Origin of the sequence: Pseudomonas sp. PGPPP1 (assembly GCF_002255865.1) — a bacterium.
Lineage (GTDB): Bacteria > Pseudomonadota > Gammaproteobacteria > Pseudomonadales > Pseudomonadaceae > Aquipseudomonas > Aquipseudomonas cremoris.
Genome location: NZ_NKIG01000036.1, coordinates 15,508 through 32,298, shown reverse-complemented (window position 1 = coordinate 32,298; position 16,791 = coordinate 15,508). Strand labels below are relative to the sequence as shown.

General features: G+C 59.4%; 13 protein-coding genes, 3 tRNA genes and 1 riboswitch. Of the genes, 1 reads left to right on the top strand and 15 read right to left on the bottom strand.

Going from position 1 to position 16,791, the window contains the following annotated elements; all coding sequences use genetic code 11:
• Positions 1 to 3 precede the first annotated feature (3 nt).
• The 8 genes from mgtE to ltaE form a co-directional block, all read right to left on the bottom strand.
• A complete protein-coding gene (mgtE, locus tag CFE47_RS27510; RefSeq protein ID WP_135291620.1) occupies positions 4 to 1,446 on the bottom strand; it encodes a magnesium transporter in 1,443 nt (480 codons plus the stop codon).
• Between the two features lie 326 nt (positions 1,447 to 1,772).
• Positions 1,773 to 1,849: transfer RNA gene (locus tag CFE47_RS27505), tRNA-Arg, on the bottom strand.
• A 72-nt stretch (positions 1,850 to 1,921) separates the two neighbouring features.
• Positions 1,922 to 1,998 (bottom strand) — tRNA-Arg (locus CFE47_RS27500).
• A 108-nt stretch (positions 1,999 to 2,106) separates the two neighbouring features.
• Positions 2,107 to 2,197, bottom strand: a tRNA-Ser gene (locus CFE47_RS27495).
• 62 nt (positions 2,198 to 2,259) lie between these two features.
• Complete coding sequence (gene csrA, locus CFE47_RS27490) at positions 2,260 to 2,448, bottom strand: carbon storage regulator CsrA (RefSeq protein ID WP_009399024.1); 189 nt, start codon at positions 2,446 to 2,448, stop codon at positions 2,260 to 2,262.
• Positions 2,449 to 2,623: 175 nt separating this feature from the next.
• Positions 2,624 to 3,865: an aspartate kinase gene (locus tag CFE47_RS27485; protein WP_185703184.1), complete on the bottom strand. Its 1,242-nt coding sequence runs from the start codon at positions 3,863 to 3,865 to the stop codon at positions 2,624 to 2,626.
• Between the two features lie 95 nt (positions 3,866 to 3,960).
• Positions 3,961 to 6,594 (bottom strand): alanine--tRNA ligase, encoded by a 2,634-nt coding sequence (gene alaS / locus CFE47_RS27480; RefSeq protein WP_286841856.1) that lies wholly within the window; start codon positions 6,592 to 6,594, stop codon positions 3,961 to 3,963.
• A 146-nt stretch (positions 6,595 to 6,740) separates the two neighbouring features.
• Entirely contained in the window at positions 6,741 to 7,745 is a 1,005-nt protein-coding gene (gene ltaE / locus CFE47_RS27475; RefSeq protein WP_185703179.1) for a low-specificity L-threonine aldolase, read from the bottom strand.
• A 190-nt stretch (positions 7,746 to 7,935) separates the two neighbouring features.
• Positions 7,936 to 8,105, top strand: a riboswitch (FMN riboswitch).
• Between the two features lie 97 nt (positions 8,106 to 8,202).
• Here ltaE and CFE47_RS27470 point away from each other — a divergent pair.
• Positions 8,203 to 8,712, top strand: a complete 510-nt coding sequence (locus CFE47_RS27470) for a 6,7-dimethyl-8-ribityllumazine synthase (protein WP_101272595.1) — start codon at positions 8,203 to 8,205, stop codon at positions 8,710 to 8,712.
• Positions 8,713 to 8,844: 132 nt separating this feature from the next.
• Here the strand turns inward: CFE47_RS27470 and astE are convergent, their stop codons facing one another.
• The 7 genes from astE to CFE47_RS27435 form a co-directional block, all read right to left on the bottom strand.
• Positions 8,845 to 9,849 (bottom strand): succinylglutamate desuccinylase, encoded by a 1,005-nt coding sequence (astE, locus tag CFE47_RS27465; RefSeq protein ID WP_286841853.1) that lies wholly within the window; start codon positions 9,847 to 9,849, stop codon positions 8,845 to 8,847.
• A gap of 11 nt (positions 9,850 to 9,860) precedes the next feature.
• Positions 9,861 to 10,151, bottom strand: coding sequence for a hypothetical protein (locus CFE47_RS27460; protein ID WP_003214319.1), 291 nt, complete (start codon positions 10,149 to 10,151; stop codon positions 9,861 to 9,863).
• 27 nt (positions 10,152 to 10,178) lie between these two features.
• A complete protein-coding gene (astB, locus tag CFE47_RS27455; RefSeq protein ID WP_286841851.1) occupies positions 10,179 to 11,525 on the bottom strand; it encodes an N-succinylarginine dihydrolase in 1,347 nt (448 codons plus the stop codon).
• A 174-nt stretch (positions 11,526 to 11,699) separates the two neighbouring features.
• Positions 11,700 to 13,166, bottom strand: coding sequence for a succinylglutamate-semialdehyde dehydrogenase (astD, locus tag CFE47_RS27450; RefSeq protein ID WP_286841849.1), 1,467 nt, complete (start codon positions 13,164 to 13,166; stop codon positions 11,700 to 11,702).
• Entirely contained in the window at positions 13,166 to 14,191 is a 1,026-nt protein-coding gene (gene astA, locus CFE47_RS27445) for an arginine N-succinyltransferase (RefSeq protein WP_101272600.1), read from the bottom strand. Before astA ends, astD begins: the two co-directional genes overlap by 1 nt.
• 53 nt (positions 14,192 to 14,244) lie before the next feature.
• Positions 14,245 to 15,264, bottom strand: coding sequence for an arginine/ornithine succinyltransferase subunit alpha (aruF, locus tag CFE47_RS27440; protein WP_027607766.1), 1,020 nt, complete (start codon positions 15,262 to 15,264; stop codon positions 14,245 to 14,247).
• Positions 15,265 to 15,448: 184 nt separating this feature from the next.
• A complete protein-coding gene (locus CFE47_RS27435) occupies positions 15,449 to 16,669 on the bottom strand; it encodes an aspartate aminotransferase family protein (protein WP_286841845.1) in 1,221 nt (406 codons plus the stop codon).
• Positions 16,670 to 16,791: the final 122 nt, after the last annotated feature.

Below are 16,791 nucleotides of genomic sequence, written 5' to 3'. Positions count from 1 at the left end.
GAATCAGAGCAGGAAGATCGTCGCCAGGCCCAAGAAGATAAAGAAGCCACCGCTGTCGGTCATGGCGGTAATCATCACACTGGCGCCCATTGCCGGATCACGGCCCAGGCGGGCCAGGGTCATAGGGATCAGCACCCCCATCAACGCCGCCAAGAGCAGGTTGAGGGTCATGGCAGCCGTCATCACGACGCCAAGGGACCAACTGCCGTACAGCAAATAGGCCACAACACCAATCACCCCACCCCACACAAGACCGTTGATCAGGCCTACCGCAAGCTCCTTGCGCAGCAAGCGCGATGAATTGGCGGTGCTTACCTGATCCAGCGCCATGGCACGTACGATCATGGTAATAGTCTGGTTACCCGAGTTACCGCCGATCCCGGCCACAATCGGCATCAGTGCCGCCAGCGCCACCAGCTTCTCGATCGAACCTTCAAACAACCCGATCACCCGCGAAGCAATAAACGCAGTAATCAGGTTAACGGCCAGCCACGCCCAACGGTTATGCAGCGAGCGCCAGACCGATGCGAAAATATCTTCTTCTTCACGCAGACCCGCCATGTTGAGAACTTCGGTCTCGCTCTCTTCACGAATCAGGTCGACCATTTCATCGATGGTCAGACGGCCGATCAACTTGCCGTTCTTGTCGACCACGGGCGCCGAAATCAAGTCATAACGCTCGAACGCCTGGGCGGCCTCGTAGGCATCTTCATCCGGGTGAAAGCTCACAGTGTCGCTGGCCATCAAGTCAGCAACTTTTTTATCCGGATCGTTGACCAGCAAACGCTTGATCGGCAGCACACCCTTGAGGATGCCTTCGTAATCGACCACAAACAGCTTGTCGGTATGACCTGGCAACTCTTTAAGTCGACGCAGGTAACGCAAGACGACTTCCAGGCTGACGTCTTCTCGGATGGTGACCATCTCGAAGTCCATCAGGGCGCCGACCTGATCCTCGTCATAGGACAGTGCGGAGCGTACGCGCTCACGCTGCTGGCCATCGAGGGCTTCCATCAGCTCGTGCACGACGTCGCGCGGCAGCTCAGGAGCCAAGTCAGCGAGTTCGTCGGCGTCCATCTCCTTGGCCGCAGCCAAGAGCTCGTGATCGTCCATGTCGGCGATCAGCGTTTCACGGACTGAGTCAGATACTTCTAGGAGAATGTCGCCGTCACGATCAGCCTTGACCAACTGCCATAGGGTCAGTCGATCATCCAGCGGCAAGGCTTCGAGAATATAGGCGACGTCGGCGGAGTGCAGGTCATCGAGCTTGCGTTGCAACTCGACGAGGTTTTGCCGGTGAACCAGGTTTTCGACCAGGTTGTTATTCGGGCCATCCTGGCGGTGCGTAAGGTCTTCGACCACGCGCTGGCGCTGCAGCAGCTCGATGACTTGAGCCAGGCGATCCTGCAGGCTTTCTTGTGTTTTCTTTACTTCTACTTCGGTCATAGGCGAACTCCACTCCCAGCAGCGGGGCACGCCGGAAGGATCAATCAGTCAATTCATGATTGGTAAAACGGGGTACTGAGTCACTACTGGGTAAGTCCATGGAGGTATTCCACAAGCCCCGGCGGGGCTGACGGGCGCAATGATACACGCTGCGCGCGCTTTAAACGTCAAAAAACTGGAAAGAACAAGCGCTTGCGAGACAAAGCTGAGCATTGGCTGCATCTATGAACTGCGACGACACAGCCCGGAAGGAAAACACATAGGTAGGAGAAAAACATAAAACCCAGACGGCAAAAAGCCCGCACTAGGCGGGCTTTTTGTTTGTATGGTGCACTCGACAGGATTCGAACCTGTGACCGCTCGGTTCGTAGCCGAGTACTCTATCCAGCTGAGCTACGAGTGCAGATTGTGTTTTTAGACCAGGTCACAACTGGTTGAAGCCAAGTCACCTGCATTGCTGCAACTGACTCTTAAATGGTGCACTCGACAGGATTCGAACCTGTGACCGCTCGGTTCGTAGCCGAGTACTCTATCCAGCTGAGCTACGAGTGCATTTGTTGCCGCGCATTATAGGCCGTTCAATCTCTATGTAAAGCTATTTTTTCGTTTAATTTCAACCACTTAACGAAAAAACCAGATTGCAACGTACTAAGCAAATAATGGCGGAGAACGGGGGATTCGAACCCCCGACACCCTTTTGAGGTGTACTCCCTTAGCAGGGGAGCGCCTTCGGCCACTCGGCCAGCTCTCCGCAACACGGGGCGTATATTAACCACGTTCATCCCCGTTTGCAAACATAAAAAACGATAAAAATTAAAGGGTTGGTTCTTCGTCCTTCTCTTTCTTGATCCGCAGGTAGATTTCCTCGCGGTGGACCGCCACCTCTTTCGGAGCGTTAACCCCAATACGCACTTGATTGCCTTTGACGCCGAGCACGGTCACGGTGATTTCGCCATCACCGATAATCAGGCTTTCTGCGCAACGACGAGTCAGAATCAGCATACCTTTCTCCTCACGCATTTCATTTCAGGAACAACAGTCTGCAAAAAAAAGGCGTTCGACCTACAAGCCAATGGCCATAGCCCTACACGCCTAAGTATTGTCGAGCCCACGCAAAAGAACATGCGCCCTACAAAAAAAGGAAAGGCGCGGTAAACCGCGCCTTCCTGGCATTACATCACTCGCCCTGTCGAGCCGGAGCGTCCAGCTCAAAAGCCGTATGCAACGCCCGCACAGCCAGCTCCAGGTACTTCTCTTCAATCACCACCGAGACTTTGATTTCCGAGGTGGAGATCATCTGGATGTTGATGCTTTCCTTGGCCAGCGCGCCGAACATGCGGCTCGCAACGCCGGCGTGGGAACGCATGCCAACGCCTACGATCGACACCTTGGCAATCTTGGTATCGCCGACCACTTCACGGGCACCAATCTCGCTGGCGGTGTTCTCCAGGATCTTTAGAGCCGCATCGTACTCGTTGCGGTGCACGGTGAAGGTGAAATCGGTGGTGTTATCGTGCGAAACGTTCTGCACGATCATGTCGACTTCAACGTTCGCGTCGCTGATAGGGCCCAGAATCTTGAAAGCCACGCCCGGGGTGTCTGGCACGCCACGGATAGTCAGCTTGGCTTCATCACGGTTGAATGCGATACCGGAAATGATCGGCTGTTCCATGGATTCCTCTTCATCAATAGTAATGAGGGTGCCCGGACCCTCTTTGAAGCTGTGCAATACGCGCAGCGGAACGTTGTACTTGCCGGCGAATTCCACCGCACGGATCTGCAGCACCTTGGAACCGAGGCTGGCCATTTCCAGCATCTCTTCGAAGGTGATCTTGTCCAGGCGCTGGGCCACGGACACAACACGCGGGTCGGTGGTGTAGACGCCGTCCACATCGGTGTAGATCTGGCATTCATCAGCCTTGAGAGCCGCTGCCAGTGCCACGCCGGTGGTGTCCGAACCGCCACGTCCCAGGGTCGTGATGTTGCCGTGCTCGTCCACACCCTGGAAGCCCGCTACAACTACCACGCGGCCTGCTTGCAGATCAGTACGAATTTTCTGATCGTCAATCTGCAGAATGCGCGCCTTGGTATGCGAGCTGTCGGTAAGGATGCGCACCTGGCTGCCAGTGTAGGACACCGCCGGCACGCCACGTTTGTTCAGCGCCATGGCCAGCAAGGCGATGGTCACCTGCTCACCCGTGGACACAATCACATCCAGCTCACGCGGCAGCGGCTGTTGATCACCGCTGATTGCCTTGGCCAGATCGATCAGGCGATTGGTCTCGCCGCTCATGGCCGACAGCACCACCACCAGGTCGTCGCCAGCATCGCGGAATTTCTTAACCTTGTCGGCTACCTGTTCGATTCTTTCGACAGAACCAACCGAGGTGCCTCCAAATTTCTGTACGATCAAAGCCATTTCTAAGCCGCCTCAGCCCGTAAAGGGGCGCCTATTATCCAATCAACCAACACCACACCGGCCCGCGACTAGACCACGGGCCGGTTAACGGTGCCTTAAATACCTGCCTCGACAAATGGCACGGTCAGGGCCAGGGCCGCGTCCAGGGCACCAGCGTCTACACCACCGCCTTGCGCCATGTCCGGACGACCACCACCCTTGCCGCCCACTGCCGCAGCGGCTTGCTTCATCAAATCACCGGCCTTGAGTTGGCCAGTCAGGTCCTTGGTTACACCGGCAACCAGAACGACCTTATCCTCATGGACACTGCCGAGCAGGATCACTGCGCGGCCGAGCTTGTTCTTCAACTGATCGACCAGCGCCAACAGCGCCTTGCCGTCCTGACCATCCAGGCGTGCCGCCAGGACTTTCACGTCCTTGACGTGCACCGCAGAGGCGGACAGATCGTCGCCTGCCGCGCTGGCAGCCTTGGCCTGCAACTGCTCCAGCTGTTTCTCCAGCGTACGGTTGCGCTCCAGCACAGCCGACAGCTTGTCGATCAGGTTGTCGCGGCTGCCCTTGACCAGGCTGGCCGCTTCCTTGAGTTGTTCTTCGGCTGCATTGAGGTAGGCCAGGGCCGCAGCACCTGTCACCGCCTCGATACGACGCACACCGGAGGCCACGCCGCCTTCACTGATGATCTTCAGCAAAGCGATGTCGCCGGTACGGTTGGCGTGGATACCGCCACACAGTTCCACCGAGAAATCGCCGCCCATGCTCAGCACGCGCACGCTGTCGCCGTACTTCTCGCCGAACAGCGCCATGGCGCCCTTGGCCTTGGCGGTCTCGATATCGGTTTCTTCGGTTTGTACCGCCGTGTTCTTGCGAATCTCGGCGTTGACGATGTCTTCCAGGGCCTTGATCTGCTCCGGCTTGATCGCTTCAAAGTGGCTGAAGTCGAAACGCAGGCGTTGGCTGTCGACCAACGAGCCTTTCTGCTGGACGTGCTCACCGAGTACTTGGCGCAATGCAGCGTGCAGCAAGTGGGTGGCCGAGTGATTCAACGCAGTGGCGTGGCGTACATCAGCATCAACCTGAGTGTCTACCGGCGCACCGATGGTCAGATTACCCAGCACCAAGACACCGTGATGCAGGAACGCACCGCCGGTCTTGGTGGTATCGCGAACTTCAAAACGACCGGACTTCGAGCTCAAGAAACCACAGTCGCCAACCTGGCCGCCGGACTCGGCGTAGAACGGCGTCTGGTCCAGGACCACAACCGCCTCTTCGCCTTCATTCAATACGTCGACCGACTTGCCGTCTTTATAGATAGCAACGATCTTGGCCGAACCCACGGTGGCGTTGTAGCCAGTGAACTCGGTCGGCACATCAACCTTGACCAGGGTGTTGTAGTCCAGGCCAAAGGAGCTGGCGGAGCGGGCGCGCACGCGCTGGGCTTCCATCTCACGCTCAAAACCGGCTTCGTCGATGGTCAGCTCGCGCTCACGGGCGATGTCGGCAGTCAGGTCCATCGGGAAACCGTAGGTGTCGTACAGCTTGAACACCACGTCGCCAGGCACCACGTCGCCAGGCACCACGGTGCCTTTGAGCTCGGCCAGGTCCTGCTCGAGGATTTTCAGGCCGTGTTCCAGGGTCTTGGAGAATTGTTCTTCTTCGGCTTTGAGCACGCGCTCGATGTTGCCTTGCTGCTGCTTGAGTTCCGGGAAGGCTTCGCCCATCTCGGCAACCAGCGCAGCAACGATCTTGTAGAAGAAGCTGCCAGTGGCGCCCAGTTTGTTACCGTGGCGGCAGGCGCGACGGATGATACGGCGCAGCACGTAGCCACGGCCTTCGTTCGATGGCAGCACGCCGTCGGCGATCAAGAAGCCGCAAGAACGAATGTGGTCGGACACTACTTTGAGCGAGGACTGGTTTTCATTGGCGCAGCCAATGGCGGCAGCCGACGCGCTCAGCAGGTTGGTGAACAGGTCGATTTCGTAGTTGGAGTGAACGTGCTGCATCACCGCACTGATCCGCTCCAGGCCCATGCCGGTGTCGACCGACGGCGCTGGCAGCGGATGCAACACGCCATCGGCGGTGCGGTTGAACTGCATGAAGACGTTGTTCCAGATCTCGATGTAACGGTCGCCGTCTTCTTCCGGCGAGCCCGGTGGGCCACCCCAGATGTCGGCGCCGTGGTCGTAGAAGATCTCGGTGCAAGGGCCGCACGGGCCGGTATCGCCCATGGTCCAGAAGTTATCGGACGCGTACGGAGCGCCTTTGTTGTCGCCGATGCGGATCATGCGCTCGACGGGTACGCCGATTTCTTTGGTCCAGATGTCATACGCTTCGTCGTCCGTCGCGTAGACGGTGACCCAGAGCTTTTCCTTGGGCAGCTTCAACACGCCGGTCAAGAAGGTCCAGGCGAAGGTAATCGCATCTTTCTTGAAATAGTCGCCAAAGCTGAAGTTACCCAACATTTCGAAGAACGTGTGGTGGCGGGCGGTGTAACCGACGTTTTCCAGGTCGCTGTTCTTGCCGCCTGCACGCACGCACTTCTGGCTGCTGGTAGCACGGGTGTACGCGCGTTTTTCCTGGCCCAGGAAGCAGTCCTTGAACTGGTTCATCCCCGCGTTAGTGAACAGCAGGGTTGGGTCATTGCCTGGGATCAAGGAGCTGGAGGCTACACGGGTGTGACCTTGCTCTTCGAAGAAGCGAAGGAAGGCTTCACGGATTTCTGCGCTTTTCATTAGGTTCTTCCACGGAGGCTGCGGCCAAAGGCCAGTGCGCAACATCATCAGACGGAGCGACGGCAAAGGGCCGCATTATATCGGCCCTTTGTCGGTGGTACAGCGTGTTTATGCGATAGAGCGGTTCAATTAGACGGTCTGTACGGTCATTTGCGTGAAAATTCGACGAATGTCGCCAGCACCTGCTCGATCTGTGCCCGGTTGACATCCAAATGCGTGACCATGCGCAGGCGTGGCGCGGCGCTCAACTTGATCCCGCGCTCGGCGGCGAAGGCTTTCAGCGCCTGGGCCTGATCGCCGATCTGCACGTAGACCATGTTGGTCTGCACCGGCTCCACCTCAAAGCCGGCTTTGCGCAATTCATCCCCCAGCCATTGGGCGTTGGCGTGGTCGTCTGCCAGGCGCTGCACCTGGTGGTCCAGGGCGTACAACCCGGCCGCCGCCAGGGAGCCGGCCTGACGCATACCGCCGCCGACCATTTTGCGCAGGCGGCGCGCCTTGGCGATCAGCGCCGTCGAGCCGCACAGCACCGAGCCAATCGGCGCGCCCAAGCCCTTGGACAAGCACACCGACACCGAGTCGAAATGCTGGGCGATTTCCCGCGCATCCACCCCCAGCTTGACCGCCGCGTTGTAGATCCGCGCGCCGTCCAGGTGCAATGCCAGGCCGTGTTCACGGGTAAACGCTCGCGCCTTGGCCAGGTATTCCAGTGGCAACACCTTGCCCTGCATGGTGTTTTCCAGTGCCAGCAGGCGAGTGCGAGCGAAGTGGAAATCGTCGGGTTTGATAGCAGCGAGCACGTGGTCCAGGTCCAGCGAGCCGTCGGCCTGCACCTCCAGCGGCTGCGGCTGGATCGAACCGAGCACCGCCGCACCACCGCCTTCGTATTTGTAGGTGTGGGCCTGTTGGCCGACGATGTATTCCTCGCCGCGCTCACAGTGGGCCATCAACGCCAGCAGGTTGCTCATGGTGCCGGTGGGCACGAACAACGCAGCGGCAAACCCCAGGCGCTTGGCCAGTTCAGCCTCCAGATGGTTGACGCTAGGGTCTTCGCCATACACGTCATCGCCGCTGGCGGCAGCGGCCATGGCGTCACGCATGCCGGGGGTGGGTTGGGTCACGGTGTCGCTGCGCAGGTCGATCACAGACATGAAACAAGCCTCTTGGGGGTCAGTAAGTTCCTTTTCAGAGTGATTACTGCGGGCAAAGCCACGGAATATCAAGCCCCCTGCGCATTCAATCGAATACCAACCAAACAAACCGATATAGCTTATCGATACGACGATCGTGCAGTTTTGGAAAAACCGTGTTAAAAACTCTCCGCCGCCAGGGTTCTGGCGGCAACGTTCTCAGGGCGGGGTGCAATTCCCCACCGGCGGTAATTACACGCAACGTGTATAGCCCGCGAGCGCTTGGCGCCTCGAACTGCTCACGCAGGACGGCGACAAGGTCAGCAGACCCGGTGTGATCCCGGGGCCGACGGTCATAGTCCGGATGAAGAGAGAACGGGATTGGCACCTAAGGGCCGCGCGCCGATTCGGGCAGGCGTACCCTTAAATCCCATTCGATTCATAACGCCCTGTTTTTTTCTTAAACAGGAGTCAGAACATGCAACCCACCGCAATCGACAGCAAAAGCAAAAACCATCACGGCGAGCGTGTCGCGTTTATCCAGGCCTGCTGGCACAAGGATATTGTCGACCAATCCCGTAAAGGCTTCCTCGCCGAAATGATCGCCCAGGGCTACCAGGAATCGGACATCGATTTCTTCGAAGTCGGCGGTGCCTTTGAAATGCCCCTGCACGCCAAACTGCTGGCCAAGACCGGTCGTTACGCCGGTATCGTTGCCGCCGCGCTGGTGGTGGACGGTGGTATCTACCGCCACGAGTTCGTGGCCCAATCGGTGGTCAGCGGCCTGATGCAAGTGCAGTTGGAAACTGAAGTGCCGGTGTTCTCGGTGTCGCTGACGCCGCATCACTTCCACGCGGGCAGCGAGCATCATGCGTTCTTCCACGATCACTTTGTGCACAAGGGTCAGGAAGCTGCCAAGACTTGCGCAGATACCCTGCACAAAGTCCGCGCGATCCGCCGTAGCGAGCCGCGCGCTGTAGCCGTCTAAATAACACCGCGAAACAAATATGGGAGCGGGCTTGCCCGCGATTACGGAGTGTCAGTCACTGAAAAGGTTGACTGATACACCGCCTTCGCGAGCAAGCCCGCTCCCACATTGGATAGCGTAAAACGTTGAGATCTACGCCAGGCCAGCATCTGTGGTCGGCACAATCAATACGCCCGCACGCAAACCATTCTTGACCTTCGGGTTGGGGAAGATGATGCGCGCACCCTCCTCCTCGATCACCCAACGGGTCTTGGCCACGTCTTCGGCCAGCAGATAGCCCTTTTCCAGTTCAGAAAAGTTTTCCACGTCCGCCGGCAAGTGCAAGAGGAAGGCATCGCTGTGCTTGATGACTTCCCGTGCAACCGCGAACAACTTCAGACCGTCGAGTGTGTCGGTCTCAGGCTCGCTGCCTTCGATGATTTGCTTCAGGCGGGTTTCCAGGCGCGATACGTCTACGCCCTGGTTCTGCCCGAACGGCCGCGCCTTGCCCAACTCCAGGGTGAAGGCCTCGGCGTCCAGTTGCTCGTAGGTAAACGCGGTGAAGGTGATGGAGGTCTTGTTCTGCAGCAGTACGGCTTCCATGCCAGCGGCGCGCAAGCGCTCCAGTTCGCGACGGGAGTGTTGGCGACCGGCCTTCCACGGGTACAGGGCGAACTGCTCGATCTTCGAGCCACGAATGGCCGTATGCAGGTCGTAATGCAGGCGCGAACGGTCGGGCAGGCTGAAAAAGCTACGAGCCAGTTGCTCAAGCTCGGCGGCGCGCATGGCCTCCGGGCCGATGTTTTGTTCGTGACGGCCATTGAACAGCCGGTTGACATCCAGCTCGAGGTAACGCTCGCCGCGGCGCATGGCCTCGGGATTACCGAACAGGAACAGAATACGGTTGCGGGGTTTGATCTCCCCACGGGCAATGCCATGCAACAAGCGGTCGAGCAGTTCGATCGGCGCGGTTTCGTTGCCATGGATGCCGGACGACAGCAGCAAGTCGCCGCCATTATCGCGGCCCTGCGGCGGGCGCACTTCAAGTGCGCCCTCGCTGAGCCAGCGCATCTGCACGCCGTCGACAGTCAGTTGAATTTTTTGCGCCGGTTCGCGACCGGCGAGGGTCAGTTCAAGCAGTTTGCCGAGGGCGAGCATAAGCAGCTTCCTTAGTGGTTGCAGCCTGGGCCGTGAACGTGATCGTCGTCGTCACCTTCAACGTCGGCCGGTTCCATTTCCAATTGCAGGCTCATCAGGTTGGTGGCCAGTGGGCGCATCAGCAGGTTGGCGTACTCGGCGTCGCCTTCTTCCACGTCCACACCGATCAGCAGTTGGCCACGGCCGTCGTGCTGGATCCAGATTTCCTTGCCCTGCCAGACCACGGCGACGCGGGTGCAGGAGGTTTCCAGCTGGGTGCCGTCGGTGTCTTCAAGAATCAGTTTGAGGGTGTCGGTGGTCATAAATAGTTCTCAGCCGTGCGGCGTTGGTTAATTGATCTGGAAAGGATAAACCGAGCCCAGTTTAAGGATTTGCGTCAGTTCATCCAATGCCGTCCGGCATTCAAGCAGCAACTGCGGGTCAGCCAGGTCGCTTTCGCGAAGGCTGTCGCGGTAATGCTTGCCTACCCACTGAGTCAGTGTTTCGTACAACGGCGCGGTCATGATAACGCCTGGATTCACCGCCGCCAGTTCCGTTTCATTCAACGCAACACGCAAACGCAGGCACGCCGGGCCGCCACCGTTCTGCATGCTTTGCTTGAGGTCGAAGACTTTCACTTCACGGATCAACCCGCCGGACGCGGTCAAGCCTTGCAGGAAATGCCACACGCGTTCGTTGGCTCGGCATTCTTCCGGCACGATCAGCAGCATCGAGCCGTCGGCGCGGCTTAGCAATTGGCTGTTGAACAGGTAGGACCGCACTGCGTCTTCAACGCTGACCTGGGCACGGGGCACGCAGACGGATTGGAAGTTACCGCCCAATTTGCCCAACTTGCCGTGCAATTCAGCAAGCATCTGCTCGGTATTGAGGAACGCGTCCTCGTGGTAGAACAACACTTCGCCATTGCCCACGGCGATTACGTCATTGTGGAACACGCCGGCATCGATCACCGCTGGGTTCTGCTGGGCGTAGACCACACCGGACTCCTTCAAGCCATGCAGGCGGGCAACGGCCTGGGAAGCTTCGAGGGTCTGGCGTGCCGGGTACTTCTGCGGCGCTGGGTAACGGGGGTCGAACGCACTGCGGCCAAACACGAAGAACTCGACGCCCGCTTCGCCGTATTCACGGCAGAAACGCGTGTGGTTGGCTGCACCTTCGTCGCCGAACTGCGCCACTGCCGGCAACGCGGCGTGATGGGCGAAGTGCTTCGCGTCAGCAAACATCGCCCCTAGCACACGGCTGGTGGTCGGATGCTCGATGCTGCGGTGGTATTTGCAATTGAGGTTGGCGGCGGTGAAATGCACGCGGCCGTCAAAGGTGTCGGCGCTCGGGCTCACGGTAGCGGCGTTGGCCACCCACATGCTCGACGCGGAGCAACTGGCGACCAGCAGCGGCATGGCTTCCTTCGCTGCCTGCTGAATGACCTGCGCGTCGGTGCCGCTGAAACCGAGGCTGCGCAAGGCGGCCACGTCCGGGCGTTCCTGCGGCGCCAGCACACCTTGCACAAAGCCCATGTCCGTAAGGGCCTTCATCTTTTGCAGGCCCTGCAACGCCGCTTCCTTGGGGTTGGAATGCTGCTGGCTGTTGCTCTGGGACGCGACGTTGCCGAAGGACAAACCGCCGTAGTTATGGGTCGGCCCCACTAGACCGTCAAAATTGACTTCATAGGATTTCATCGGCGAGGCTCCACGAACATCTGTTTTTATAGGCATTAACTGCAGATCTATATCTGTATACCCGATCAATTGTGGGAGCTGGCTTGCCTGCGATGCGGGCGACTCGGTCTTTCAGTTGGACCGAGGAGATGCTATCGCAGGCAAGCCAGCTCCCACATTAGATCGGCAGCACCTTCACTTGAGTGTTACACCGGGAGTCAGCGTCGCTGGCAAGACCAGGCTCGGAGCCTCCAACGAAGCCACCGGGTACGCACAATAATCCGCCGCGTAATAGGCACTGGCGCGGTGGTTGCCCGAGGCCCCTACCCCACCAAACGGCGCAGTACTCGCCGCACCAGTCAGCTGTTTATTCCAGTTGACGATACCGGCACGGCTTTCCAGCCAAAACTGTTGGTAACGCGCCTCGGAGTCCGACAGCAAACCTGCAGCCAACCCGTACTGGGTGTTGTTGGCCTCGACAATCGCGGCCTCGAAATCAGCGTAGCGAATCACCTGCAACAACGGGCCGAACAGCTCTTCATCTTCGCGCTCGGTCACGCCGCTCACATCGATGATGCCTGGCGTCAGTAGCGCGGCCTGATCCTGCGGCTGGGTCATTTCCAGCAGCGCCACGGCGCCGTTGGCCAGCATCAATTCCTGGGCGTCCATCAAGGCTTTGGCAGCCGCCAGGGAAATCACCGAGCCCATGAACGGTGCCGGTTGCTGGTCGAACGCGCCCACTTCAATCGTTGAACTGACCGCGACCAATCTTGCGAGCAACGCATCGCCCCATGCCCCTTCCGGCACCAGAAGACGTCGAGCACAGGTGCAACGCTGGCCAGCGGAGATAAACGCCGATTGGATAATGGTGTAGACCGCCGCATCCACATCGGCCACTTCATCAACCACCAGCGGGTTATTGCCGCCCATTTCCAGCGCCAGGATCTTGTCCGGACGCCCGGAGAATTGCTGGTGCAAATGATTGCCCGTGCGGCTGGAACCGGTGAAGAACAACCCGTCGATTCCTGGGTTGGCCGCCAGCGCGATTCCGGTTTCCCGCGCACCTTGCAGCAGGTTCAACACACCCGCAGGCAGGCCGGCTTCGATCCAGCATTGCACAGTCAGCTCGGCGACTTTCGGCGTCAGCTCGCTCGGTTTGAATAGCACGGTATTACCCGCCAGCAACGCCGGGACGATATGCCCGTTGGGCAAGTGACCCGGGAAGTTGTACGGGCCAAACACTGCCACTACACCGTGGGGCTTGTGACGCAACACGGCAGTGGCGTCGCCCAGGGGGCCGCTCTTCTCGCCAGTACGTTCACGGTAGCTTTGCACCGAGATCGCGATCTTGTTGGCCATGCTGGTGACTTCGGTTGCCGACTCCCACAGCGGCTTGCCGGTTTCTTCGCCGATGCAGCGGGCGATTTCGTCAGCACGCTTTTTCAGGGTAGTGGCGAAGGTTTCCAGCACGCTGATACGTTCTTCCAACGAGCGGCGGGCCCAGGCCGGGAACGCTTGACGCGCAGCCTGCACGGCAGACTCGACTTGTTCGGCAGTGGCGCCATTGCCCGCCCACAGCACCTGCTGAGTCACCGGATTGCGCGATTCGAACAGCTCACCCTGACCTTCCAGCCAGCTACCTGCGATGTACAACGAATTCATTACTTCGACTCCCGAGCAGCGGACAACGGTACGGCACGCACTTGATCACCTACGACCAGTTGCAGGCGCTTGGCGGTTTGTGGATCGACCACCAGCGTGCCTGCCGCCAGGCGGGCCGGAGCGGCCGTGATGCGGCACTCCTCGCGCTTGCGGTTATGGATCAGGAACGGCGTGGCGTCGTCCCCCGGCGTGCCGATGGCCAGTACCAGCGACTGGCTATCACGCACCGCGCGAATCTTGCTGGTCTCACACTCCACTGCTGGGCCCGCGTCGAAGATGTCGACATAGCCCTGGTAGCTGAACCCCTCGCTCTTGAGCATGCTCAGCGCAGGCTCGGTGTCTGGGTGGACCTTGCCGATCACGTTGCGTGCGTCTTCGGAGAGGAAGCAGCTATACAGCGGAAACTTCGGCATCAACTCGGCAATAAATGCCTTGTTGCCCACGCCCGTGAGGTAATCAGCCTGGCTGAATTCCATCTTGAAAAAATGGCGGCCCAGGCTTTCCCAGAAGGGCGAGCGCCCGGCTTCGTTGGACACACCGCGCATCTCGGCAATGATCTTGTTGCCGAACAGTTGCGGGAACTCTGCGATAAACAACATGCGTGCCTTGGCCAGCATGCGGCCATTGAGGCCGGTGCGGTAATCGGCGTGCAGGAACAACGAGCACAGCTCGGAATTGCCGGTGAGGTCGTTGGCCAGGAACAGCGTCGGAATCTCACGGTAGATATTCAGTTCCTGGGAGGCGCTGACCGTCAGGCCCACCCGGAAGTTGTACCAAGGCTCACGCAGGCCAACGGCACCGGCAATAGCGGAAATCCCCACCACACGGCCTTCGTCGTTTTCCAGCACGAACAGGTAGTCGGCATCGCCGCGCCCGGCGTCGCCGCGGAAGGTTTTTTCGGCCCAGCCTACCCGGTGCGTCAAGCGCTCTTCGTTGGCCGGCAACGTAGTGAGGCCGGTGCCGGTGCTGCGCGCCAGATCAATCAGGGCCGGTAAATCGCTGCTGCGTACGGGACGAACGATCATGCTATCTCCTCAGACGGGCCGCTGTTTGGCAGCCACCCGCGACACTCAATTCTTTAAACCGCGACCAAACGCACACTTGCGCCTTCGCCAACGCCCAGGGCTTCGGCGGCCGCCAGGTCCAGAGTCACCGGTTTGCCGGGCGCGTAGTCCAGTTCCAGCATCACCGCGCGGTAATCCTGCAACTGCGCGTTGCTCACCAGGTACTGGCGGCCAACACCCTTGGCCATCTCGCCGATCTTCACCGGCACCACGCGGCTCTGGGCAATCGAGCGAATGCCCGAAACCCGCGCGTGCAACGTCGGGCCACCGTCGAAGATGTCGATGTAATGGTCGGTCTCGAAGCCTTCGCGCATCAGGATGTCGAAGGTGATCTGCGCCCGTGGGTGCACCTGGCCCATCGCCTCTTGGGCTTCGTCCGGCAGCAATGGCACGTAGATCGGGTAATGCGGCATCAGCTCGGCAAGGAAGGTGCGGCTTTTGAGCCCACACAGGCGCTCGGCGGCTGCGTAATTGAGGTCGAAGAAGTTGCGACCGATGGCGTCCCAGAACGGCGAGTCACCGTTCTCGTCGCTGTAGCCGACGATCTCGGTCACCACCGAGTCGGCAAAGCGCTCGGGGTGGCTGGCGACAAACAGCAGGCGGCCACGGGAATTGAGTTCCGACCAAGGCGAACCGACCAGCTCCGGCACCACGTAGAAACTGGTGAGCAGGCTGTTGCCGGTAAGGTCGTGGCACTGGGAAAGCACGTGGATCTTGTTGTGGATCTTCAGCTCGCGGGAGGCGTGCACGAAGGTCTCGTTACGAAAGCTGTAGAAAGGCTCGGAATAGCCCGCGGACGCGACGATGGCCGAGCAGCCGGCGAGTTTGCCGGTCTCGGTGTCTTCGAGCACGAAGAAATAGCTTTCTTCACCGTTGAAACTCACCTCGGCGGCGAAGGAAGCTTCGCTGGCGGCGATCTTGTCGCTGAGGCGCTCCACATCATCCGGCAAGGAGGTGACACCAATCGGGCTGTCCGCAGCCAGACGCTGTACCTCGCCCAGATCAGCCATTTGCGCGGGGCGCATCACCAGCATGGTGTCACTCCTTAACTCGAAAAACTCATAGAGGAAAAAATGCCGGACATAAACTTGAAACCAGTGAGATCAACTGTGGGAGCGTCGAACCGCCGCTCCCACATTTGATCTTCACAGCTCCAACCGAGGAGTCCGGCATACAAAATTTGTGCTCGGCGCCGATCATCCGGCGCCGAGCGGTCCATCAGGCTTGCGTCAACGCCTTCACAGCACGCTCAAAACGATCCAGGCCTTCCTTGATGTCCGCATCCTCCACCACCAAACTCGGCGCAAAACGCACCACGTCCGGACCGGCTTGCAGGATCATCAGGTTTTCTTTCTCGGCCGCGTTGAACACGTCCTTGGCCTTGCCTTTGAACGCGTCGCTCAATACGCAACCAATCAACAGGCCCATGCCGCGCACTTCGGTGAAGATGCCGTATTGCTTGCCGATCTGTTCCAGGCGCGCCTTAAACAGGTCGTGCTTGGCGTTCACACCGGCCAGTACTTCTGGCGTGTTGATCACGTCGATCACCGCCTCGGCCACTGCACACGCCAGCGGGTTGCCGCCGTAGGTGGTGCCGTGGGTGCCGACCACCAGGTGCTTGGCGAGCGCTTCGGTGGTGAGCATCGCTGCAATCGGGAAACCGCCGCCCAGGCTTTTGGCGCTGGTAAGGATGTCTGGCGTGACGCCGTAATGCTGGTAGGCGAACAGGTGGCCGCTGCGGCCCATGCCGGTTTGTACTTCGTCGAACACCAGCAGCGCGTCGTTCGCGTCGCACAGTTCGCGTGCACCTTGCAGGTAAGCCAGTTCAGCCGGCAGTACGCCGCCTTCGCCCTGGATCGGCTCCAGTACTACGGCGCAGGTCTTGTCCGACACAGCGGCTTTCAGCGCAGCCAGGTCGTTATAAGGCACGTGGGTGATGCCGGTGATTTTAGGACCGAAGCCATCGGAGTACTTGGACTGGCCACCGACGTTGACGGTGAACAGGGTACGCCCGTGGAAGCTGTTCAGAGCTGCGATGATCTCGTACTTCTCAGTGCCGAAACGGTCGAACGCAACGCGACGGGCCAGCTTGAACGCGGCCTCGTTGGCCTCGGCGCCGGAGTTGCAGAAGAACACGCGCTCGGCAAAAGTGGCGTCGATCAACTTGTGGGCCAGGCGCAGGGCCGGCTCATTGGTAAAAACGTTGGAGACGTGCCACAGCTTGTTGGCCTGTTCGGTCAGCGCACCGACCAGAGCCGGGTGGGCATGGCCCAATACGTTGACCGCGATGCCGCCGGCAAAGTCGATCAGCTCGCGACCCGCCTGGTCCCAAACGCGCGAACCTTCGCCACGCACGGGGATGAATGCGGCAGGTGCGTAGTTGGGAACCATGACCTGGTCGAAATCGGCACGTTGCACCGGGGCTTGCTCAACGGACATCGGAGTCTCCTGAAGAGGAACGCCTGCCTGGAACTGGCGGGCGATGCAGGGATTGTAAGGACAGTTTTCAGTGCGGCCTTGTCGCCAAGCGACAACTTCTTATAGCGCAAACCCACGTTTTT